The organism is Rhizobium sp. 05N49 (assembly GCF_056396805.1).
Genome location: NZ_JBFTME010000028.1, coordinates 1 through 21,249, shown reverse-complemented (window position 1 = coordinate 21,249; position 21,249 = coordinate 1). Strand labels below are relative to the sequence as shown.

Sequence of the window (21,249 nt, the reverse complement as noted above, 5' to 3'; positions counted from 1 at the left end):
CTATCGCGGCCAGCGCCAGACAGGGTGCGAGAGCCTCGCTGCAAGGAAATCGCCAAGCACTTCCACCTTTGCCGGCCGGGCACGCGCCGATGGCGTGACGAAATAGACGGCGCCTTTCGGCAGGGTCCAGTCGGTGAGGATCGCTTTCAGGCGCCCGTCGTCAAGATATTCGTAGGCCATGAACTCCGGCAGTTCGACAATGCCGAGGCCACGCAATGCCATCGGGATCAGGGCCTCCGAATTGGTGGCGCGTAATGGCCCGGTCGGCACTACGATTTCCTCTTCTCCTGCCTTGTTGCTGAAACGCCAGATATCCTGCCGCGGCCGGTAGGCATAACCCAGGCAATGATGCGCCGCGAGTTCGCGGGGATGCCGCGGGCAGCCGTATTTTTCGAGATAGGCGGGTGCTGCCAGAATGAAGGGCGCCACCGGCGTCAGCCTCTTTGCCACCAGCGAGGAATCCGGCAGCACGGCAATGCGCAGAGCCGCATCGAAACCCTCGCCGACGAGGTCGACTACGGCATCGCTCATATGCATATCGATCGAGACCTCGGGATAGGCCTCGAAGAAATCGGGCAGGATCGGCGCCAGCCATTGGCGCCCGAAGACCATCGGCACGGCAAGACGGATCAGCCCGCGCGGCTGGCTCGAAAGCTCGCGCGCCTCATTCTCCGCGGCCTCTGCCTCCGCGTAGATGTGCTGGGCCCGATCAACCAGCCGCAGCCCGAAATCAGTCAGCGCCAGCTGCCGCGAAGTGCGATTGAAGAGCCGTGCGCCGAGCCGTTCCTCCAGTCGGCTTACCGCCCGCGAAACCGTCGGTACCGAAACGCCGAGCGTCTTGGCGGCACGAGCGAAGGAGCGCTCCTCGGCCACCTTGGCAAACATCGCCAGGCCTTCGAAATCCGGAAAACTCATTGTTTCATTCCTGCAATGATGTCTTTCATTTCTTTCTATTCCGAAACGATATCGCCGTCCACATCTTCAGCTCAGTCGAACACAACAGGAGACGACGACAATGACAAACAGACTGAATGGAAAGATCGCTGTCATCACTGGTGCCACTTCGGGCATCGGCCTTGCCACCGCAAAGCGCTTTGCAGCGGAAGGCGCGCGCGTCTTCATCACCGGCCGCCGCAAGGAAGTATTGGATGCGGCCGTCGCCGAAATCGGCGGCAATGTCACCGGCGTCCAGGCCGATTCCGCAAATCTTGCCGATCTCGACCGTCTCTATGATCAGGTAAAGGCAGAGGCCGGCCGTATCGACGTGCTCTTCGTCAATGCCGGCGGCGGCTCGTTCGCTCCGATCGGCGCAATTACCGAAGAACAGTATGACGACACCTTCGGCCGCAATGTGAAGGGCGTGCTCTTCACCGTGCAGAAGGCGCTGCCCCTGCTCGGCAAGGGTTCCTCCGTCATCCTGACCGGCTCGACGGCAGGCGCCACCGGCACGCCGGCCTTCAGCGTCTACGCGGCCTCGAAGGCTGCAATCCGAAACTTCTCCCGCAACTGGATCCTCGATCTCAAGGATCGCGGCATCCGCATCAATACGCTGAGCCCCGGCCCAACGGAGACGACCGGCCTCGTCGAACTCGCCGGCCAGGACAAGGCGCAGCAGCAGGGCCTGCTGGACTACCTGGCCTCGCAGGTTCCGCTTGGCCGCGTCGGACGTCCGGAAGAAATCGCTGCAACGGCGCTCTTCCTCGCCTCCGATGACTCGAGCTTCATCACCGGCGCCGAGATCTTTGTCGACGGCGGTATTGCCCAGGTCTGACCCTGAAGACGGCCCGCTCCATGGCGGGCCGTCTTGGCTCTGGCATCCATCCGGCCTTTCCGCTACTGGTCGCGCAGTCGCGTAAACGAAGGAATGATTGATGACCGGCTTCGAGATGTTCTGGCCTCTGCTTGCCCATGTTCTGCTGGTCTTTATTCTCTACGGGCTGCTTGGCCTGCGCCGCCGCAAGGTGGTCCAGGGGGGCCGGATGAAGAAATCCGATTATCGCGAAAACCGCGACGAACCCGTCGAAAGTCTCTGCGTCAAGAACAGCCTCGCCAACCAGTTCGAGCTGCCGGTACTCTTCTATGCCTGCAGCATTCTTCTTTATATCACCGAGGCGGATAATCTGGTGGCGGTCGTGCTTGCCTGGCTTTTCGTCGCACTGCGCTATGCGCATGCCTATGTGCATGTGACCAGCAACGACCTGCGCTATCGCAGCCCGCTCTTTGCCGCCGGCTTCGTCGTATTGGCTGGCATGTGGGCCTGGCTTGCCGGCTGGATGCTATTCTCCTGATCCCCGCGATTTTTTCCAGGTAGGCCGGTAACACAGTTTTGTTCCTGCGTTATCGGCCGCTGACCTATGTTCCCCCTTGCCGATTGGGCATGGGGTGGGAACAGAGGAGGTCTGTCATGGAAAAGCCCGTCATTACGCAGGCAATGATCAACGCCTATGATGAATATACGCATCTGACGCTGGATCGCCGCAGCTTCATGGACAAGCTTACGAAGCTTGCAGGCTCTGCAACCGCGGCAGCCGCAATCGCACCGCTGCTGGCCGCCAACAAGGCAGCTGCCGAGGTCGTCGCCGAAAATGACGATCGACTGACCGGCCGGGATATTACCTATCCGGGCAGCGGCGGCGACATGAAAGGCTATCTGGTGCAGCCGAAGAATGCATCCGGCAAGCTCGGCGCGGTCATCGTCATCCACGAGAACCGCGGCCTCAATCCGCATATCCGCGATGTCGCTCGCCGCATGGCGCTCGAAGGTTTCGTGGCACTCGCACCGGATTTCCTCTCGCCGCAGGGCGGCACGCCCGAGAATGAGGATCAGGCGCGCGATATGTTCAGCAAACTCGATGCGGCCACTGTCGCCGCAAATGGTGAGGCGACTGTCCTTTACCTCTCCAAGCTCGATACGACGAACGGTAATGTCGGCGCCATCGGCTTCTGCTGGGGTGGTGGCGCAGTCAACACCCTTGCCACCAAATCGCCCGAGCTGAAAGCGGGCGTGGCCTACTATGGAGCACAACCGCCGGCCTCGGCGGTTACGAACATCAAGGCGGCGCTACTGCTTCATTATGCCGGCCTCGACGATCGTATCAATGCCGGCATCGATGCCTACAAGAAGGCGCTGGAGGAGAATGGTAAAAAATTCGAGATCTACGTCTATGATGGCGTCAACCACGCCTTCAACAACGATACCTCGGCTGCCCGCTATGACAAGGCAGCGGCCGATCTCGCCTGGAGCCGCACGGTCGCGTTCCTGAAGCAGAACCTTGCCTGAGCGGGCTTCCGCAGAGTGTCGCAGGACGAAACGGGCGTGGTGAGCCCGCTTGCTTGACGAAGTGTTAAGCGCTCTTTTTGCACAGACCAAAACGGGGCGTAATGCCCCGTTTTTTATTGGCTCTTGCCATTGCCTAAAATCCGACCATTTCCATTTACGACGGATGAATACCTGCATGTCATATCGGCCCGAAGCGCCGGTATGACAGATCGCTTGCGCCGCTGAATAACAAGACAGATGGGAACCACATGGGCGCGGACATTTCGGATCGTATTGCTCTTCGCAGAAAGCCGAAACAGGAGCGCAGCATTCAGCGGCTGGACCTTATCCTCAACGCCGCCGCCACTCTCATTGCCGAAAAGGGCGTCAGCGCCATGCGGATGACTGAACTTGCCGTCGCCGCAAACGTTCCGATCGGCTCGGTCTATCAGTATTTCCCCGAGAAAGCGGCGATCGTCAAAGCCCTGTTCGACCGTCACGCGCAGGCAATCCAGCAGAAGACGGCTGAGATGTTCGCGGATGTTCGTTCCCTGGATGAAGCGCTCGACCTGATCTCGGCGATGATCGACTGGTATTACACCGAATACCGCAATGATGCTGCCTATCTCGGCGTCTGGATGGGTACGGAGACAGATCAGGACCTGCTGCGTCTGAACATCGAGCATAGCGGCCGGGTTGCGGAGATCTTCCAGGAAGCTGTGCGCCGTCAGGCGCCGGAATTCTGCGATGAGCAGATGAAAGCGCGCACTTACCTTTTCAGCCATCTGATCGGCGCGGCAATTCGCCTTGCGGTCTTGAGCGAAGATGGCCTTGGCGAGCGTATTCTCGAGGAATGGAAGCGCGTCATCCGCGCTTCCCTCTTTGCTCCGACATCCGCGTCGGCGGCCTGAACCTTTTACCAGCTCGGCATCATGCTCGCCGCAGCCTTCAGCCGTGGATAGTGACGGGCATAACCTGTCTTCACATCCTGCTCCAGCCCGTCTTCGATGACGGTCGGCGTGATGTTGTCGAGGCAGGCGGTGATATGCGCCGTGACCGCGTTCATCAGCGACAGCGAAACGCCGGGCCGCTTCATGATGCCGATCTGCACCGGGGGCAGGGCAGGGAAGCCGTCTGCCTGGCTCAGGACCTTCATACCGGTCCGAAGTGCGGATTCCGGCATGACCGAAACCGCCATGCCGGCGAGAACGGCCGAGGCAACCACCGTGCAGGACCAGCTCGTGAACAGGACCTGATATTCGCGGCCAACGGCATCGAGTGCTGAACAGGCGAGCTGGCGCCACTGGCAATCGCGCCGGCCGACGGCAAGCGGCACCGGCGCATCGTCGCGGATCGGATGGTTGGCGGAACTTACCCAGCAAAGCGGCTCTGTTCGAACCACATCCGAAATGCGCTCGCGCGGATTGTGGGTGACAAGCGCGATATCGAGCTCGCCCTTGTGCATGCGCTCGGCAAGATCGACCGAAGGCTCGCAGACGATGTAGAGTTCCACATTCGGATGCGTCTTGGCGAAACGGCCGATGATCTCGGGCATGTAGCGATCGGCATAATCGTCAGGCGTGCCGATGCGCAGCGTGCCTTCCAGCCGGTTGTCGTCGAAGGCGGCGATCGCCTCATTGTTCAGGCGGATGATACGGCGAGCGTAGTTGAGCAGCTTTTCGCCCTCGACCGTCAGGCGGTTGCCGCGGCCGTCCTTGATGAAGAGCTGCTTGCCGATGCGCTCTTCCAGACGGCGCATCTGCATGGAGACGGCAGACTGTGTCTTGTAGACCTTGTCGGCAGCCTTGGTGAAACTGCCGGAGTCTACGATCGCGATGAAGGTCTGCAACTGGTCGATATCAAGAGGCGCCGCCATGATCCCATCCACCCATAAAGATCTCTGATGTTAATCATTAGAAACATTCGTTGGACTGATCAATAGCTCTTTGGCATCTTCGGGATGCAAATCAAGCAAAGTGAAGGACAGACACCCTGCCTGTCCGCCTGTGACCAGCTTGACCCTTCCTGCACGACCTCGCAGGCGGGGCGGGCTGTTCTGCGCCCCGAAGAAAGGAGAGTTCGATGCGCACTCATGAACAGACACTAGAACTCGACTGCGGCAAGCTCGCCCCGACGTTCATGCAACGTCTTATGGCTGGCCTTGCACCGCTGGCAAACGCCCTTCGCATTGTGCGCAATCGCTCGCAGGTGAACGGGCTGCACGAGCTCGATGACAATCAGTTGCGGGATATCGGTCTGACGCGGGCCGATGTCACCTCCGCTTTTCTCGCCTCGACCTTCTTTGAAGATCCGTCGGAGCACCTGACGCAGGCGGCCAAGCGCCGCTGGCATATTGCGGTCATGCGCCCCTACAGGGACTGAACGCACGCGTTTCCCCGCAGGGTGATAGCCAATAGCCCTGCTGCTTAACCCGGTGATCGGCTTTCCCAAGCCATCTCCGGGTTTTTTTATTTCTTGCCCGCTGTTGACGGGCCTGCGGAAGCGGGATCTTCGGGGGAGGCGGCAGGTTTGGGCCGATAAGCCTCGAAGATCGCCTCGAGGCTCTTCTGATAGCTTCTCTGCACTTCGAGACCGCTGTCGAACATGGCGTTCAGCATCTCGGTATAGCTGTCATTTTCGGCTTTCGGCGCGTCCTTCGGCGGTTCCGGAGCCTTGGCTGCCGGCTGCTGGAGCCCTGCCATCATCTCCTGGAATGCCTTGGTGAAGGGATTGTCGAGGAAGGGATTGGCGGGTTGCGGCTGAGGCTCCGGCTTCGGCACGCTGAACATCAGCTGCATGGCCTGGGTGAACGGATTATCGAAAATGCTGGGTTCGGGTGCGACCTTCGGTTTCGGCGCAAAGCCGGTGCTTTCGAGCCATTTCTGGATTGTCTCGCCCATGGCGGTATTGACGAAGGGATTGACCGGCGAGGCCATCTGTCCCGTCGATTGCTTGAAGAGCCCGCCCATCAGCGTACCGGCCATGACCGGCAGCATCTGCTTGTAGATCTCCTGTCCGATGCCGGTCATCTGAGCGGCCTGCGCGGCGATGGCGCGCGAGACTTCCTTCGATCCAAAAAGCTGGGAAAGGACGTTATTCCCGTCGGAAATGCCTTCAGGGGTGAAGGCCTTGCTCATGTCCTCGAAATATCTGGCATAATTGCCGGATGCCACCGCTTGCATGAGGCCGACGAAATCATAAGGGTTGCTGGTGCTGCGCTTCAGGCCGGCGGAAAATGCCGGCATCAGCGCGGCCATCGCCTTCGTCGCCTGTTCTTGTGCGAGGTTGTACTGCTTGGCGATGGCATCCATCGCCGCGCCGTTCTGCGCCTGCATCATCATGTCGAAAAGCGGCAGCATGAAAGTCCCTCTCCCAGATTCGCGGCGCATGTTCGTGCCACTATAGCTCGAAATGGGAATGCGCAAACGCCTTTTTGGAAAGGGCCAATCGCCTCTTAGTATTGATATTCCTGGAAGACCGGCTCGACAGAGCCATTCCAGCGGCCGTGATAGAGTGCCAGCAGGTCCTCGGCGAGCGTCGCCTTCTTGGCGAGAACCTCGTCGAGCGGCGCCAGGAAGATGCTCTCGTCGACGCCGTCGCCGTTGAGCCTGTTGCGCGCCTTGAGACCGGCCCGGGAAATATTGACGACCTCACGCGCCGTCTCGATCAGCGCATGGCCGCGGAAGGTGGCTTTGAGGCCTTCGTCCGGCACCACATTGCGCAGCGCGTTCACTTCCGCAAAACCCCAGTCCTTTGTCAATTCGTCGGCCGCCTGCAGCGCGGCATCATCATAGAGCAGGCCGACCCAGAAGGCCGGCAGGGCACAGATGCGCCGCCATGGGCCGCCATCGGCACCGCGCATTTCGAGGAAGCGCTTCAGGCGTACATCCGGAAACAGCGTCGAAAGATGGTTCGTCCAGTCGCCCATCGTCGGCTCGTACGCGGCGATTTCGCCCTTCAGCGCGCCGTTCATGAACTGGCGGAACGTGACGTGGGTCGCCCGGTGATAGTGGCCGTCGCGCATGACGAAATACATCGGCACGTCGAGCGCCCATTCGGCATAATCCTTGAAACCGAAATCGTCGCGGAAAGTGAAGTCGAGCAGGCCGCTGCGCTGGTTGTCCACGTCGCGCCAGACATCGCCGCGCCAGGAAAGAGCACCGTTCGGCTTGCCTTCGGTGAAGGGGGAAGAGGCGAAGAGCGCGGTTGCCAGCGACTGTAGCTTCATCGACACGCGCATCTTGCGGCGCATGTCGTCTTCCGACGAAAAATCGAGATTCACCTGGATCGTGCAGGTGCGGTACATCATGTCGAGACCGCGGGTGCCGACCTCAGGCATGTAGCTGGTCATGATCTCGTAGCGAGACTTGGGCATATGCGGGGTTTCCGCATAGGTCCATGTCGGGCTGCCGCCGATCCCGAGGAAACCGATGCCCATCGGCTCGGCGATCTCGCGCACCTGCGCCAGATGCTGGTTGGATTCCTTGCAGGTCTGGTGGATGTTTTCGAGCGGGGCGCCCGAGAGCTCGAACTGGCCGCCGGGCTCGATCGAGATGGCGCCCATGCCGCTCTGCTCGCCAAGGCCGATGATATTGTCGCCGTCCAGGATCGGCTCCCAGCCGCTCTTGGCCTGCAGGCCCTTCAAGAGCGCCGAAATGCTGGCCTCGCCGAAATAGGGAACCGGGCTGTTGTCCTTGCGGAAGAAGACGAACTTCTCATGCTCGGTGCCGATGCGGAAACGCTCCTTCGGCTTATTGCCGGCGGCGAGATAATCGGTCAGCTCCTGAACCGAAGAGATCGGCGTCTGGTCGGTAGTATCGCGAGCCATGAAAGTACCTGTATTCGAAGGCGCCGGGGCCGGGGCAATTGGAAGGGTGATTAGTGCGCAAGCCAGCTAAGTTGCAAGTGAAATTGTTTCAACAAGTCATCAAAAAAATAGCGGCACTTCCGCGCATTCGGCATGCAGCAGTCAATTCCAGTCACCGATGGCGGCCTGTATCACCGCCATTGCTGCGACAGCCGCCGTGTCGGCGCGCRGGATGCGCGGCCCGAGCGGAATAGCGGTCACGAAATCGAGGCTGCGCAGCCGCGTCCGTTCCTCTTCCGAGAAGCCGCCTTCCGGGCCGACCAGCAGCGCGAGCTTCCTTTCCGCCACCCTGGTAAGCAGCGGCAGCGGGTTCTGTCCGGCATCGCCCTCGTCGCAATAGATGATGCGCCGGTCCGAAGGCCAGCGGTCGAGCAGGTCGGCAAGGCGCATGGGCTCGGCTACATCGGGAATGCCGAGAATGCCGCACTGTTCCGCCGCTTCGATGACATTGGCGCGGATCTTGTCGAGATTGGTAATCTTGCCCTGTACGTGCTGGGTCATGACCGGCTGCAACAGGCCGGCTCCCATTTCCACCGCCTTCTGCACCAGATAATCCATGCGGCCGACCTTCAGCGGCGCAAAGAGATAGTGAAGATCGGCAGGAGCAGGCTGCGGCCGGGTCTCTTCTATCGCCGTCAGCAGGATACGCTTGCGGGTCGGGAAGGAGAGGCTCGCCTTCCACTCCCCATCGCGGCCGTTAAAGAGCAGGATTTCCGCGCCGTCTTCCATACGCAGCACGTTGGCGAGATAGTTGAACTGCTCCGAAGTGGCCTCGACGGCGGCATCTCTTGACAAGGGAGCATCGATGAAAAGCCGCTGCATGCGGAAATTGGCGCGCATCTTAAGACCCTGATTCACATGAAGAGCGCGAACATAGCCCAATAAATCACCGCCGCAAGCGCGGCTGAAACCGGCACGGTTATCACCCACGCCCCGATGATCGTCATGAAATGCGACCGGCGGACCAGATAGCGCCGCCGGGCTTCATGGACATTCGGTTCCGGCTCGTCGATCTCGAAGCTTTCGGTCTTGCGGCGTATGAACTCGATACGTCGCTTCGAATGACGCGTGTACCACTCGCGAAAAAAGCCGACGCCGAACACCGAGCCGACGGCGATATGGGTCGTACTGACAGGCAGGCCGAGCCATGAGGCGACGATAACGGTGAAAGCGGTCGAGAGCGCCACGCAATAGGCGCGCGTCGGATTGAGCTTGGTGATCTCCTCGCCGACGAGCCGGATGAGGCGCGGCCCGAAAAGCAGGAGGCCGACCGAGATTCCAAGGGCGCCGATGAGCATCACCCAGAGTGGCGGATGGCCGACCGTGCTGTTATCAGCAATACCGGCCGAATGAACAATCGCCGAAAGCGGGCCGACCGCATTGGAGACATCGTTGGCGCCATGCGCGAAGGAAAGCAGGGCGGCCGAGCCGATCAGCGGAAAGTGGAACAGTGTGCGCAGCGAGCTGTTGCGGTTTTCGAGATTTTCTGCCTGCCGCTGGATGATCGGCCGAGCGGCCAGCCAACTGACAAGACCGATCCCGATGCCGATCAGGAGGATCGTCAGTGAAGGATATCGTTCCGGCGGCGCGAGCTGCAGCACCATATAGGCCATGAAACCGCCGGCCATCACGGCGATCATGACCGGCACCCATTGTCTGGCGGCGGCGATCTTGTCCTCGCGATAGACAATCAGTGTCTTGACCAGATAAAGGAGCCCCGCAGCGATCAGCCCGCCAATCAGCGGCGATGTCACCCAGCTCGCGGTGATTTCCAGCATCACCCGCCAATTGACCGGCTCTAACCCGACCGCTCCCACGCCTGCTCCGATCACCGCGCCGACAATCGCATGCGTCGTCGAAACCGGCGCATTCATCCAGGTGGCGAGGTTGATCCAGAGTGCGGCAGCCGTGAGCGCCGCCATCATAATCCAGCCGAGCATTGCTTGCGGCACTTGCACCGTATCGACGATACTGGAGGAAATCGTCTTGACGACTTCGCCGCCGGCAATCGTCGCGCCCAGCACCTCGAAGATCGCGGCGACGATGAGCGCCTGTTTCATTGTGATGGCGCGTGCGCCGACCGCGGCGCCCACATTGTTGGTCACGTCGTTGGCGCCGATATTCATCGCCATGTAGGCGGCAAGCGCTGCCGCCGCAACTGCTAGCACCGCGCCTGGCCTGTCGAAGACATAGACACCGGCAAAAAGCATTGCCAGGCCGAGAAAGATCAGGCCAAGCCCCGGTGCCACCAGCCGTCGCGAGACATATTTGGCCGCATCCTCGACATGGGTAACCTTGTCGAGATCCTTATCAAGCGTGCGTTTCGTAAGGACGGGGTTGCGTTGCGGCATTCTGTTTCCTGGCCAAGTCCTGCTTTTGCGCTGCCTTTTCTAGCCGCACAAGATGGCAAGACTTATTCTGCCGGAATTTGTTTCGAAATGCCGTCGGAAAGGCGCTCGGTCATGCGCTGCTTGAAGGCGAGAAAGAGATTGCGCAGTTCGGGCTCCTGGACGCGCTTCACCGCTTCATCGCAGGAAACCCACTCGACGACGCGCTCGCCCTTTTCCTTGAAGTTCTTCGCCACGTTCGTCGTTTCGAGAGCATAGACCTGCACCTTGCAGGTCACTTTCAGGCCGTCGCGCAGAACCTTGCGGTACGTATAATAACCGAGGGATTCCATCTCCACCGTGCCGTGCACGCCAGCCTCCTCGAAGGCTTCCTGGGCTGCCACCTCATAGGCACATTTACGCGCCATCGGCCAGCCCTTGGGGATTACCCAGCGACCGGTGTCGCGGCTGGTCATCAGCAGAACTTCGAGATTGCCGGTCTTCTTCTTGACCCGGTAACAGAGTGCAGCATACTGCTGTCGCGGCGGACGCCGAAACATGAGTTGCACATCGGAAGCCAGGCGGGCAAGAAGAGTCAATTGTCGGGTCACCTTTTAGATCGTCGAGCTGAGTCGTTATTATATTAGCATGGTATGAAAAGCTTGCGCGATCCATACGTGCAAAACGAACCGGGACGCGATTTATTTCATCTTACATAGAAAAAATCGAAGCCGGGCAGGTTTGGAAATTCCGCCATTTTCTGTCCCGAATGCGTCGTCTTGCACAGCTGTACAATATGGGCCTGTCCGGCATCCCAATCAATGCCGCGCCCATTTGTTCCACGGTATTTTTCGAAGTGTGGTAACCATGCGACTTCCGCCCCTCAATGCGATCCGCGCCTTTGAAGCCGTTTGTCGCCACGGCAGCATTCTGAAGGCGGCCGAAGAGCTGGGTGTGGTGCGCGGCGCCGTGCGTCAGCAGATATCGACGCTGGAAGATCATCTCGGCAGCAAGCTCTTCGTGCGCGACGGCCGCAGACTGATTCCGACCGAAAAGGCGCGTGCCTTTGCCGAGGCAGCGGGAACCGCCTTTACCATCTTGAGGCGCGCTGCCGATGCGTTCGAGGAGGCGGGCAACCAGCGCATCCGTCTCGGCGTGCCCTCGGCTTTCGCCATCTGGTGGCTGATGCCGCGGGTGGGCGACATGCAGGCAAGCCTTGGCGATATCGAGATCGATATTGTGCCGATGACGGTGGTCGAACCCTTGTCGCAACATCCGGATTTCGATGCCGTGATCATGGGCGGCGAGATCAGATCCTCTGCCGGTATCACCGAGACACGCTTCATGGAGGATGAATTCGGCCCGGTTGCAACACCTGCAATTGCCGCAAGACTTGCAGACGATGTCGCGGCCTTGGCGCAATCCAACATCCTCGTCAGCCGCAGCGCGCCGAAACTCTGGACGGAATGGTTTGCGGAAAGCGGCACGCCGCCGGTTGCCTTTTCCCGTCTTCGGGAATTTGAAGATATTCTTCTGGCTGTTGGCGCCGCCCGGGCCGGCCTCGGCATTGCGCTGGCGCCGAAGGCCTCGATCGAAGACGATCTCGACCGCGGCATCCTGGTCGCCCCTTACGGCTTCATCCGGCGGCCGGCAGGCTACAGCCTCTGCTGCCGGACATCAGACGCGAAACGGCCGGCCATTGCGGCACTCCGAAACTGGCTGCTGGGCTCAGGCGGGGCGTCCTGAAAGGGCAGTTTTTCTACCCTTTCATCAGAAATATCTCCATGCCCGCCCTATCTTTGCCTCGCTAGAACAGAGGGAACGAAAGGGCATGAGATGGAAAAATCTGCGACACGCATAGACTGGATCGGCAATAGCTGCCGCCTGCTGAAGGCAACGGCTGCGGAATTCGAAAGGACGCTCCCCTTTGCCGGTCTTTCGATCGGCACCGGCATCCATCTGGAGCCGAAGACCGTCGCTCTCCTGACGACACTGCGGGCCGGAGGGGCGCGCCTGATCTGCACCGGCAATCTGAATAGTACGCAGCCGGCAACCGTGGAATTCCTGCGCGCGCAAGGCATCACCGTCTTCGCGACCCAGACGACCGATCCTGTCGCTCACCACGAGAGCCTTGAAGCCGTGGTTGCCGAGAAGCCCGATCTCCTGCTGGACAATGGCGGCGATCTTTTCGCCATTGCCGCCGACAAGTCCTATGCCAATCTGCTCGGCGGCACCGAAGAAACGACATCCGGCCGAACCCGCCTGCTGCCGATGCGCGAAAGGCTCGCCATGCCGATCCTCGTCATCAATGATAGCCCGATCAAGCAATTCGCAGAAAATAAGCACGCCGTCGGCCAGAGCCTGTTCGAAAGCTATATGCGCTTTACCAACCGTTCCACCAATGGCAAACGCGTGACCGTCTTCGGTTACGGCGCCTGCGGCAAGGGCACGGCAACTGCCTTCCGCAACGCCTTCTCGACGGTCAGCGTCGTCGATATCGATCCCGTCACCAGCCTCGAGGCGCATCTCGACGGTTTCGTCACGCCGCTCCGCGAACAGGCGATCCGCTCGGCCGACGTGATCGCCACCGTTACCGGTTTCCCCGGTATCGTCACAGCAGCCGATCTCGCGCTGATCAAGGACGGTGCAATCCTCATGAATGGCGGACATTTCCCGCATGAGATCGATGTGGCCGCCTTCCGCAGCCATCCCGATGTCGTTGATATCGATCGCTACGATGCCGATTTTATCGAGACCTTCCATCTCAAGAACGGCAGGTCATTCCACGTTCTCGGCGGCGGTCATATGGCCAACCTGGCCGGCCCGCGTCCGCTTGGCAATTCCGTGGAATCCATGGACCTCGGCTTCACCCTGCAGGCCCGCTGCCTGGAGCGGGTCGCGAAGCGTGGCGTCGGCGCCGAATCCTGCATCGTGCCGGTTCCGGCGGATATCGATGCGATGGTTGCGAGCGCCTATCTCGATCTGGCGCGCTAGAGCAATTCCAGCAAAAGTGCATCGTGGTTTTGCGTCCGAAATTGCGGTGGTCGTCAGATGTCGACGACCACCTTGCCTTCAGCCTGCCGGCTTTCGAGCAGCCGGTAGGCTTCGTCCACGTCTCCAAGCGAAAATTGCCGTCGGTCGAGATTCGGCATCAGCGAGCCAGCTTCCACGCGTGATGCGACTTGCTTCAGGATCTCGCCATGATGGGCGCGATCTTCACCCGTCAGCAGCGGTGCCAGCGTGAACACGCCGGAATAGGTCGCGCCCTTGAACGACAATGGTGCCAGCGAATGCGTGCCCCAGCCCAGGCTGGTGACGACATGGCCGAACTTGGCGACAGCCTGGAAGGCGGCGTCGAGCCCCTTGCCACCGATCGTGTCATAGACGATGTCGAAGCCTTTTCCGTCGGTGTACCGGGCAACATAATCTTCCGTAGTCTCCTTGGCATGGTCGATCGGCGTTGCCCCGATGCTGCGGATATATTCGGCCTTCGAACCGCCATCGACGGCAAAGACTTGGGCACCGGCAGCAGCCGCCATCTGCACGGCGATATGGCCGACGCCGCCACCGCCGCCGATGACCAGCACCTTTTGTCCGGCTTTCACCTGGGTACGTTCCGCCAGGCCTTCCCAGGCGGTAATTGCAATCAGCGGCAAGGCCGCTGCCTCACGCATGGAGAGATTGCGCGGCTTGAGGGCCACGAGATCGGCATCGACGGCCGCAAATTCGGCAAGCGATCCCTGCAGGCCGCCGACACCACCGGTCATGCCATAGACTTCGTCACCAGGGCGAAAGCCTTCGACGCCTGGGCCGACCGTTTCCACGATACCTGCCATATCGATGCCGAGGATGGCGGGCAGGGGGTGACGGGCATGCGCGGCCTCGCCGGCCCGGATCTTCAGATCCAGCGGATTGAGTGCGGCCGCCTTGATGCGGACGAGGATCTGGCCGGCCTGGGGCGATGGCCTTGCGAGATCGGCAATCTTGAATTCTGAATTCTGCGCCTCGATAAGCGCGGCTTTCATCGTGCTCATGGAACTCTCCTTGGTTTGTTGGACGCAGAATGCCTCATTGAATTATGAATGAAAATGAAAGATACAGAATGAAGATCATGCAATTTTGTTTGAGGCTAGGCTGTTGGAATGGAGCGATCTCAAACTCTTCCTCGCAATCGCACGCCTCGGAACACTCGGTGCCGCGGCGCGCAGCCTCGGGCTGACGCAGCCCACCATGGGTCGCCGTCTCCGAGCGCTTGAGACCTCGCTTGGCCAGACGCTCTTCCAGCGCACAGCCGACGGTTTTGTCCTGACCGATGAAGGCACGACTGTCTTCGCTCATGCCGAGCGCATGGAAGAGGATGCGCTCGGGCTGGAGCGCGAGCTCGCCGGCCAGAGCAGGCAGCTCGACGGCTTGCTGCGGCTTTCCTCGTCGGACTGGTTCGGCGCCCATGTTCTTTCACCGGTGCTTGCCGAGTTCTCTGCTGCCTATCCCAAGGTCGTCATCGAACTGCTGACTGACAGCCGGCTTCTCAGCCTCTCACGCCGGGAAGCCGATATCGTCTTCCGGATTGCGCCTTTCACCGAGGCCGAGGTCATATCCCGCAAGCTGCTGCATATCGACTATGGTCTCTATATCCGCCGCGGTCTGCCGCATCCTGAGGCGGGCGATGGTAAAGGCGCCCGGCTCGTCACAATGGACGAGGCCTTCGGCGGCATGCCCGATGTCGGCTGGTTGCAGCGGCAGTTGCCAAAGGCGGATATCGCCATGCGCAGCAATAACCGCGACGTGCAGGCGACACTCTGTGCCAGAGGCGCCGGTCTTGCCGTCCTGCCGCGCCCGCTTGGCGACGCCATCCCGGCGATCGAACCTGTCGATCTCGGCGAGCCGCCGCCAGGTCGCGATACCTGGGTTGGTTATCACCGCGATATGAAGCGGCTGGCGCGGCTGAGGGCGCTTCTCGATCTCGTCATCGAGAGGCTGGCACAATAGTCGCCCGCTTCAGCGCTCCCAATAGGGGACCGGACCGTAAAGCTCGGCCAGAAAATCGATGAACAACCGAACCTTGGCCGGCAAAAACTGGCGGCTCGGATAGACTGCGGAGAGGGTCACATTGTGCGAGCCCTCGTAGGCCGGCAGCACCTGTATGAGCTTGCCGTTTTTCAGCTCTTCGCCGATATCCCATGTGGAGCGCAGCGCAATGCCGAGCCCGGCAATGACAGTTTCGCGGATCACTTCGCTGGAATTGGTGATCAGCATGCCCTCGGGCCGCAGGCTGAAGGCGCCGTCCGGCCCATCCAGCCGCCAGACGTCATTGTTATGGGCGGGCAGACAGCGGTGCTGCTTCAGCTCTTCGATATGTTTGGGCATGCCATGAGCGGCGATATAGTCGGGCGAGGCGCAGAGCACGCGGCGCACAGGGGCCAGCCGCCGCGCCACGAGACTGGAATCGGTGAGTTCCGCGATCCGGATGGCGAGATCGAAGCCGCCGCCGACGATGTCGCTGAATTCATCGGTCAGCACCAGATTGATCGCCAGCTCCGGATGCGCCTCCATGAAGGCTTTCAGATACGGCGCGATATGCATGCGGCCGAAGGAAGTGGGGGCGGAAATTTTCAGCGTGCCGTGCATCTGCGCCGAGCGGCCGGATATATAGAATTCTGCTTCCTCCAGCCCCGCCAGAATGCCGAGGACGCGGTCGTAAAAACCCTGGCCGGCTTCAGTCAGCGAAATCTGTCGCGTCGTGCGTTGCAAAAGCCGCGTGCCCAACCGGTCTTCCAGCCGCTTGATGCGCTTGGAAACGACAGCAGGGGAAAAGCCGAGCGCGCGGCCGGCGAGCGACATGCTGCCGGTTGAAACGACCTTGGCAAAGATTTCGAGATCACCCAGATTGGTCATAAGCTTTTATAACTTTTTCCCTTTTGGCATAAGTGCTTAACATTTGCGCCGGTATCGGGAAAGTGCTAAGCCGAAAGAACCGGTTGCAGGGAGGATTTGTCACCGGTTTCCGTCATGTTGGCCGAGGGAGAACGCCATGTCCGACGCCATTTCGTTCCTCGCTCCGCGTCCTRACGTTCTGGCGCGCCGCAAGGAAATCGTTGCCGATCTCGTCGATCTCCTGCCGCGGGAATGCCTGATCCACGAAGCGCGCGAACTCGTGCCTTTCGAGACGGATGCATTCGTCTCCTATCGCCGCCTGCCGCTCGCGGTTGCCTTGCCGCGTTCGACCGCGGAAGTGGCGGCCGTGATGAAATACTGTCATCGCTATGGCATTCCGGTCGTCCCGCGCGGCGCCGGCACCTCGCTCTCGGGCGGCGCCATCCCGCAGGAAGATGCCGTCGTGCTCGGCCTGTCGAAGATGAACCGCATCCTCGAAGTCGATTTTGCCAACCGCTGCGCTGTCGTTCAGGCCGGTGTGACCAATCTCAATATCTCCGAAGCAGTCTCGGCGGACGGTTTCTTCTATGCGCCTGATCCGAGCTCGCAGCTTGCCTGCACGATTGGCGGCAATATCGGCATGAATTCCGGTGGTGCGCACTGTCTGAAATATGGTGTCACGACCAACAACCTGCTCGGCGTCAAGATGGTGCTGACCGATGGCACGGTCATCGAACTCGGCGGCAAGGCGCTCGATGCCGCAGGCTACGATCTGCTCGGCCTGGTCTGTGGCCATGAGGGCCAGCTCGGCATCGTCACGGAAGCGACGGTGCGCCTGATCGCCAAGCCGGAGGGCGCCCGTCCTGTGCTGTTCGGTTTCGAAAGCTCGGAAGAGGCCGGCCGCTGTGTCGCCGATGTCATCGCCGCTGGCATCATCCCCGTCGCCATCGAATTCATGGACAAGCCGGCGATCGAGATCTGCGAAGCCTTCGCCCATGCCGGCTATCCGCTCGATGTCGGCGCGCTCTTGATCGTTGAGGTCGAGGGATCGGAAGCGGAAATGGACGATATGCTGAAAAGCATCGTGGAGATCGCTCGCAGACACGGTGTCAGAACCGTGCGCGAATGCCAGTCGGCCACCGAAGCGGCGTTGATCTGGAAGGGACGCAAGTCGGCCTTCGGCGCCACCGGTCGCATTGCCGATTACATCTGCATGGATGGCACCGTGCCGCTGAGCCAGCTGTCTTTCGTGCTGCAGCGCACCTCGGAAATCGTTGCCTCTTATGGCCTGCGCGTCGCCAATGTCTTCCATGCCGGCGATGGCAATATGCACCCGCTGATCCTTTTCAATGCCAATGATCCCGAGGATGCCGCCAGGGCCGAAGCGGCCGGCAACGATATCCTCAGGCTCTGCGTCGATGCCGGTGGTTGCCTGACCGGCGAACATGGCGTCGGCATCGAAAAACGCGACCTGATGCGCCATCAATATTCCGACGTCGATCTCGCCCAGCAGATGGCTGCGCGATCAGCCTTCGATCCGCAATGGCTGCTGAACCCGTCAAAAGTCTTCCCGCTCGAGGGGCGTTCGGCCGCATGATTGATCTGGTGCCGGCAAGCGAAGAGGAAGCCGCGGCCATTATCCGCGCGCATGCGCAAGAGGGTAGGGCGCTTGCCATCAGCGGCGGCGATACACGCTCCGGTTTCGGCAATGCAGTCGAGGCGGAGGCCCGCCTGCGCTCGATCGCTCTCTCCGGCATCGTCGCCTATAATCCCGGCGAGATGGTGATGACAGCAAGAGCGGGCACGCCGATCGCCGAGGTCGACGCGGCCCTTGCCGAAAACGGCCAGATGATGGCCTTCGAGCCTATGGACCACCGCGCCCTGATGGGCACGTCGGGCGAACCGACGATCGGCGGCGTCTTTGCCGCCAATGTCTCAGGTCCGCGCCGGTTCGTGGCGGGAGCGGCGCGCGACAGCCTGCTCGGCATCCGTTTCGTCAATGGCAAGGGCGAGATCGTCAAGGCCGGCGGCCGCGTAATGAAGAATGTCACCGGCCTCGACCTGGTGAAGCTGCTTTCCGGCTCGCACGGCACGCTCGGTTTCCTCACTGAAGTGACCTTCCGCGTGCCGCCACGCGCCAAGGCCGAGGAAACCGTCGTCATCTCCGGCCTCAATGATGCCGAAGCCGCAAATGCGATGGCGGCAGCCATGGCCCTGCCCATGGAAGTCTCGGGCGCTGCTCATCTACCCTTGACCGTCACCTGGAAATTCCTCGGCGGCGAGTTGCCGGAGGGAGAGGCAACAGTGCTGCGCATCGAGGGCCTGCCTGGTTCTGTAGACGCGCGGGCGGACAAGCTCCTGTCGGCTATGGCGCCCTGCGGCCACGCCGCAAGGCTCGGCCAGACGGCGAGCCGTCAGCTCTGGCGGGAAATCCGTGATGTCGCCCCCTATGCCGATCAAACGCAGCGACCTGTCTGGCGCGTGTCGGTCGCACCTGATATCGGCCACCAGCTGGTCGCGGCGTTAAGGCTCGAAGCTGGGGTCGACGCGTTCTACGACTGGCAGGGCGGGCTCGTCTGGATGCGCATGGAGGCCGATCCCGAGGCCGATCTCCTCCGCCGTTTCGTCAAGGCGCTCGGCGGTGGCCACACGACGCTGATCCGCGCCCCGGCCAGTGCGAGAGCCGCGATATTGGCCTTCCATCCCGAGGAAGAGGCCGTGGCCTTGCTGTCGCGTCGTGTGAAAGAAAGCTTCGACCCGGCGGGGATACTTAATCCGGGCAAGATGGCGAGACACTGAAATGCAGACCAACTTCACTCTCGCCCAGCTTGCCGATCCGCATGTGGCCGAATCCGAGCAGATCCTGCGCAAATGCGTCCATTGCGGTTTCTGCACCGCTACCTGTCCGACCTATGTCACCCTCGGCAACGAGCTCGACAGCCCGCGCGGGCGCATCTATCTGATCAAGGACATGCTGGAGAACGACCGTGCGGCCGATACCGAGGTCGTCACCCATATCGACCGCTGTCTTTCCTGTCTTGCCTGCACCACGACCTGTCCCTCCGGCGTCGACTACATGCATCTGATCGACCATGCCCGGGCTCACATCGAGAAGACCTATAAGCGGCCGGTCATGAACCGGCTGACGCGCGCCATTCTGGCGGCGGTGCTGCCCTATCCCGGTCGCTTTCGCGCGGCCCTTGCGCTTGCCCGCATCGGCCGTCCGTTTGCTGGCCTGATGCGCGGCGAGGCGCTGAAGCCTTTTGCAGCCATGCTGGCGCTTGCGCCGTCAAGCGTTCCGGCACCATCGCCTTTCGCCCGGCCCGGTCGTCATCAGCCGCAGGCCGAGCGTCACGGCCGCGTCGCGATCCTGACAGGTTGCGCGCAACCTGTTCTCGATCCCGCCATCAACGAGGCGACCATTCGCCTGCTGACGCGCCTGGGCGTCGAGGTCGTGGTGCCGGAAGGCGAGGCTTGCTGCGGCGCCCTGGTTCACCACATGGGTCGCGAAGAACAGGCGCTCGCCTCGGCGCGTTCCAATATCGATGTCTGGATCCGCGAGATCGAGGCTGGCGGCCTCGACGCGATCATCATCACCGCCTCCGGCTGCGGCACGACGATCAAGGATTACGGTCACATGCTGCGCCTCGACCCTGCCTATGCCGGCAAGGCGGCGCGCGTGTCGGCGCTTGCGAAGGACATCACCGAATATCTGGCCGGCCTCGAACTGCCCGCTCACACGCCAAAAGGCATTACGGTTGCCTATCATTCAGCCTGTTCGATGCAGCATGGCCAGAAGATCACCACCGCGCCGAAGCACCTGCTGAAGGCCGCCGGTTTTACCGTTCGCGATCCGGCCGAAGGCCATCTCTGCTGCGGCTCCGCCGGCACCTACAACATTCTGCAGCCGGATATTTCCGCAAGCCTTAGGGACCGCAAGGTCAGGAATATCGAAGCGACGAAACCGGATATCATCGCCACGGGCAATATTGGCTGTATCACCCAGATCAGGTCGGGTACATCAATACCGATCCTGCACACTGTCGAGCTTCTGGACTGGGCTTACGGTGGTGCTGTGCCTGAAAAATTAAGGGATTTGCCGCTAGCCTGAATACACCGATTCATTGGCCGATTTCGTGGGCCGATCTCAGGAGTTCTGGCTATGTGGCGTGGATTGATGGTGCTTGCCGTATTGCTCGGCGCGGCTGGTGCGGCGCACGCAGACGGCCGCTATTTCTGTTCTGCAGACGACAAGGATGTGCGCTTCACGCTCGAAAGCGCTTTTGAAGATGGAGGCGGCCATCAGCTGATCCATTTCCGCGGTGCGCTGATGCTCAAGGACGACAATAAATCCAAGAATTTCGGCAAGCGGATCCTCGAATCGAAGGATTTGACGAACCGCTGGTCGCGCGATGGCGATCTGCGCCTGGAAGTCTTCACGACAGAAGGTACCGACGCCGAAAGCGAGTCGCTGGATCTCGCGGTTCTCGCAAGCCAGCACGGCAAGACCTCGCCGGATTTCGGCGGCACCTACAGCTTGCGGATCGAAGGTAGCACAAGCTTCTTCGTCGTCGAAGGCAAGGTGAGCTGCGGCAAGAAATAGTCCCGCAGCTCTCTCCGTTTGACGCAATTCCAGCGAAACCGCTGACACTTTTGCTGGAATTGCTCCAGATCACCAGTGATAGGAAATACCGACATTGACCGCGTTGGTGACGATGTTCGTCTTCAGACGGTCGCCGCTATCGATCGGAACATCGACGCGCGAATAGGTGCCCTTGTATTCCACGAAGGTCGACCAGTTGTCGGTGACGCGGAAGTCGACGCCGGCCTGCGCCTGGAAGGTTACGCCGCCGAATTCGTAGTCGAAGGTCGTGCCCTGGGGACGGGTGACTTCGACATGCGGAATGTTCACGCCGACGCCC

Annotated in this window: 22 protein-coding genes; 12 read left to right on the top strand and 10 right to left on the bottom strand. The window is 60.9% G+C overall.

What is annotated here, in order from left to right; all coding sequences use genetic code 11:
- Entirely contained in the window at positions 1–915 is a 915-nt protein-coding gene (locus tag AC1DF8_RS32810) for a LysR family transcriptional regulator (RefSeq protein ID WP_478156827.1), read from the bottom strand.
- 100 nt (positions 916–1,015) lie between these two features.
- On the opposite strand from AC1DF8_RS32810, the gene AC1DF8_RS32805 reads away from it, so the two are divergent.
- The 4 genes from AC1DF8_RS32805 (at position 1,016) to AC1DF8_RS32790 (ending at position 4,170) form a co-directional block, all read left to right on the top strand.
- Positions 1,016–1,771: an SDR family oxidoreductase gene (locus tag AC1DF8_RS32805; protein ID WP_113116569.1), complete on the top strand. Its 756-nt coding sequence runs from the start codon at positions 1,016–1,018 to the stop codon at positions 1,769–1,771.
- A 100-nt stretch (positions 1,772–1,871) separates the two neighbouring features.
- Entirely contained in the window at positions 1,872–2,288 is a 417-nt protein-coding gene (locus AC1DF8_RS32800) for an MAPEG family protein (RefSeq protein ID WP_478156826.1), read from the top strand.
- A gap of 116 nt (positions 2,289–2,404) precedes the next feature.
- A complete protein-coding gene (locus AC1DF8_RS32795; RefSeq protein WP_113015356.1) occupies positions 2,405–3,280 on the top strand; it encodes a dienelactone hydrolase family protein in 876 nt (291 codons plus the stop codon).
- Positions 3,281–3,528: 248 nt separating this feature from the next.
- Entirely contained in the window at positions 3,529–4,170 is a 642-nt protein-coding gene (locus AC1DF8_RS32790) for a TetR/AcrR family transcriptional regulator (RefSeq protein ID WP_183848067.1), read from the top strand.
- Between the two features lie 5 nt (positions 4,171–4,175).
- Here AC1DF8_RS32790 and AC1DF8_RS32785 read toward each other — a convergent pair whose 3' ends face one another.
- The gene (locus AC1DF8_RS32785) at positions 4,176–5,135 is read right to left on the bottom strand and encodes a LysR substrate-binding domain-containing protein (RefSeq protein ID WP_478156824.1); all 960 of its coding nucleotides are present in this window, start codon (positions 5,133–5,135) and stop codon (positions 4,176–4,178) included.
- A gap of 206 nt (positions 5,136–5,341) precedes the next feature.
- Here AC1DF8_RS32785 and AC1DF8_RS32780 point away from each other — a divergent pair, with 206 nt between their 5' ends.
- On the top strand, positions 5,342–5,641 hold the full coding sequence (locus AC1DF8_RS32780) for a YjiS-like domain-containing protein (protein WP_112541455.1): 300 nt from the start codon (positions 5,342–5,344) through the stop codon (positions 5,639–5,641).
- Positions 5,642–5,727: 86 nt separating this feature from the next.
- On the opposite strand, the gene AC1DF8_RS32775 is transcribed toward AC1DF8_RS32780, so the two are convergent.
- The 5 genes from AC1DF8_RS32775 to AC1DF8_RS32755 all read right to left on the bottom strand — a co-directional run bounded on the left by AC1DF8_RS32775 (position 5,728) and on the right by AC1DF8_RS32755 (position 11,052).
- Positions 5,728–6,618 (bottom strand): DUF937 domain-containing protein, encoded by an 891-nt coding sequence (locus AC1DF8_RS32775; RefSeq protein WP_478156822.1) that lies wholly within the window; start codon positions 6,616–6,618, stop codon positions 5,728–5,730.
- Between the two features lie 95 nt (positions 6,619–6,713).
- Complete coding sequence (locus AC1DF8_RS32770) at positions 6,714–8,087, bottom strand: glutamate--cysteine ligase (protein ID WP_478156820.1); 1,374 nt, start codon at positions 8,085–8,087, stop codon at positions 6,714–6,716.
- A 141-nt stretch (positions 8,088–8,228) separates the two neighbouring features.
- Positions 8,229–8,966: a 16S rRNA (uracil(1498)-N(3))-methyltransferase gene (locus AC1DF8_RS32765; RefSeq protein WP_478156818.1), complete on the bottom strand. Its 738-nt coding sequence runs from the start codon at positions 8,964–8,966 to the stop codon at positions 8,229–8,231.
- Between the two features lie 14 nt (positions 8,967–8,980).
- The gene (locus AC1DF8_RS32760; protein ID WP_112969797.1) at positions 8,981–10,477 is read right to left on the bottom strand and encodes an inorganic phosphate transporter; all 1,497 of its coding nucleotides are present in this window, start codon (positions 10,475–10,477) and stop codon (positions 8,981–8,983) included.
- Positions 10,478–10,539: 62 nt separating this feature from the next.
- Positions 10,540–11,052: an NUDIX hydrolase gene (locus AC1DF8_RS32755; protein ID WP_112970227.1), complete on the bottom strand. Its 513-nt coding sequence runs from the start codon at positions 11,050–11,052 to the stop codon at positions 10,540–10,542.
- 268 nt (positions 11,053–11,320) lie between these two features.
- Here AC1DF8_RS32755 and AC1DF8_RS32750 point away from each other — a divergent pair, with 268 nt between their 5' ends.
- Together AC1DF8_RS32750 and AC1DF8_RS32745 are read left to right on the top strand one after the other, a co-directional pair.
- Entirely contained in the window at positions 11,321–12,199 is an 879-nt protein-coding gene (locus AC1DF8_RS32750) for a LysR substrate-binding domain-containing protein (protein WP_113116561.1), read from the top strand.
- A gap of 90 nt (positions 12,200–12,289) precedes the next feature.
- Positions 12,290–13,447, top strand: coding sequence for an adenosylhomocysteinase (locus AC1DF8_RS32745; protein ID WP_478156816.1), 1,158 nt, complete (start codon positions 12,290–12,292; stop codon positions 13,445–13,447).
- A gap of 53 nt (positions 13,448–13,500) precedes the next feature.
- Here the strand turns inward: AC1DF8_RS32745 and AC1DF8_RS32740 are convergent, their stop codons facing one another.
- A complete protein-coding gene (locus AC1DF8_RS32740; protein ID WP_478156814.1) occupies positions 13,501–14,487 on the bottom strand; it encodes a zinc-dependent alcohol dehydrogenase family protein in 987 nt (328 codons plus the stop codon).
- Between the two features lie 103 nt (positions 14,488–14,590).
- On the opposite strand from AC1DF8_RS32740, the gene AC1DF8_RS32735 reads away from it, so the two are divergent.
- On the top strand, positions 14,591–15,442 hold the full coding sequence (locus AC1DF8_RS32735) for a LysR family transcriptional regulator (RefSeq protein ID WP_183880779.1): 852 nt from the start codon (positions 14,591–14,593) through the stop codon (positions 15,440–15,442).
- Between the two features lie 9 nt (positions 15,443–15,451).
- On the opposite strand, the gene AC1DF8_RS32730 is transcribed toward AC1DF8_RS32735, so the two are convergent.
- Entirely contained in the window at positions 15,452–16,348 is an 897-nt protein-coding gene (locus AC1DF8_RS32730) for a LysR family transcriptional regulator (protein WP_112541446.1), read from the bottom strand.
- Positions 16,349–16,484: 136 nt separating this feature from the next.
- Here AC1DF8_RS32730 and AC1DF8_RS32725 point away from each other — a divergent pair, with 136 nt between their 5' ends.
- From AC1DF8_RS32725 to AC1DF8_RS32710, 4 genes are read left to right on the top strand one after another with little or no spacing between them, the layout of a single operon-like run.
- Positions 16,485–17,924: an FAD-linked oxidase C-terminal domain-containing protein gene (locus AC1DF8_RS32725; RefSeq protein WP_478156811.1), complete on the top strand. Its 1,440-nt coding sequence runs from the start codon at positions 16,485–16,487 to the stop codon at positions 17,922–17,924.
- On the top strand, positions 17,921–19,126 hold the full coding sequence (locus AC1DF8_RS32720) for an FAD-binding protein (RefSeq protein WP_478156809.1): 1,206 nt from the start codon (positions 17,921–17,923) through the stop codon (positions 19,124–19,126). Before AC1DF8_RS32725 ends, AC1DF8_RS32720 begins: the two co-directional genes overlap by 4 nt.
- Position 19,127: 1 nt before the next feature.
- Positions 19,128–20,438 (top strand): glycolate oxidase subunit GlcF, encoded by a 1,311-nt coding sequence (gene glcF / locus AC1DF8_RS32715; RefSeq protein WP_478156807.1) that lies wholly within the window; start codon positions 19,128–19,130, stop codon positions 20,436–20,438.
- 51 nt (positions 20,439–20,489) lie between these two features.
- Entirely contained in the window at positions 20,490–20,930 is a 441-nt protein-coding gene (locus tag AC1DF8_RS32710) for a hypothetical protein (RefSeq protein WP_112969788.1), read from the top strand.
- A 69-nt stretch (positions 20,931–20,999) separates the two neighbouring features.
- On the opposite strand, the gene AC1DF8_RS32705 is transcribed toward AC1DF8_RS32710, so the two are convergent.
- Positions 21,000–21,249 (bottom strand): outer membrane protein (locus AC1DF8_RS32705; protein WP_478155514.1); only part of this gene is annotated, 250 nt, incomplete at its 5' end.

Coding starts and splice junctions, on each gene's coding strand:
- AC1DF8_RS32810 (WP_478156827.1), bottom strand. CDS start 915: ATGAGTTTTCCGGATTTCGAAGGCCTGGCGATGTTTGCCAAGGTGGCC.
- AC1DF8_RS32805 (WP_113116569.1), top strand. CDS start 1,016: ATGACAAACAGACTGAATGGAAAGATCGCTGTCATCACTGGTGCCACT.
- AC1DF8_RS32800 (WP_478156826.1), top strand. CDS start 1,872: ATGACCGGCTTCGAGATGTTCTGGCCTCTGCTTGCCCATGTTCTGCTG.
- AC1DF8_RS32795 (WP_113015356.1), top strand. CDS start 2,405: ATGGAAAAGCCCGTCATTACGCAGGCAATGATCAACGCCTATGATGAA.
- AC1DF8_RS32790 (WP_183848067.1), top strand. CDS start 3,529: ATGGGCGCGGACATTTCGGATCGTATTGCTCTTCGCAGAAAGCCGAAA.
- AC1DF8_RS32785 (WP_478156824.1), bottom strand. CDS start 5,135: ATGGCGGCGCCTCTTGATATCGACCAGTTGCAGACCTTCATCGCGATC.
- AC1DF8_RS32780 (WP_112541455.1), top strand. CDS start 5,342: ATGCGCACTCATGAACAGACACTAGAACTCGACTGCGGCAAGCTCGCC.
- AC1DF8_RS32775 (WP_478156822.1), bottom strand. CDS start 6,618: ATGCTGCCGCTTTTCGACATGATGATGCAGGCGCAGAACGGCGCGGCG.
- AC1DF8_RS32770 (WP_478156820.1), bottom strand. CDS start 8,087: ATGGCTCGCGATACTACCGACCAGACGCCGATCTCTTCGGTTCAGGAG.
- AC1DF8_RS32760 (WP_112969797.1), bottom strand. CDS start 10,477: ATGCCGCAACGCAACCCCGTCCTTACGAAACGCACGCTTGATAAGGAT.
- AC1DF8_RS32750 (WP_113116561.1), top strand. CDS start 11,321: ATGCGACTTCCGCCCCTCAATGCGATCCGCGCCTTTGAAGCCGTTTGT.
- AC1DF8_RS32745 (WP_478156816.1), top strand. CDS start 12,290: ATGGAAAAATCTGCGACACGCATAGACTGGATCGGCAATAGCTGCCGC.
- AC1DF8_RS32740 (WP_478156814.1), bottom strand. CDS start 14,487: ATGAGCACGATGAAAGCCGCGCTTATCGAGGCGCAGAATTCAGAATTC.
- AC1DF8_RS32730 (WP_112541446.1), bottom strand. CDS start 16,348: ATGACCAATCTGGGTGATCTCGAAATCTTTGCCAAGGTCGTTTCAACC.
- AC1DF8_RS32720 (WP_478156809.1), top strand. CDS start 17,921: ATGATTGATCTGGTGCCGGCAAGCGAAGAGGAAGCCGCGGCCATTATC.
- glcF (WP_478156807.1), top strand. CDS start 19,128: ATGCAGACCAACTTCACTCTCGCCCAGCTTGCCGATCCGCATGTGGCC.
- AC1DF8_RS32710 (WP_112969788.1), top strand. CDS start 20,490: ATGTGGCGTGGATTGATGGTGCTTGCCGTATTGCTCGGCGCGGCTGGT.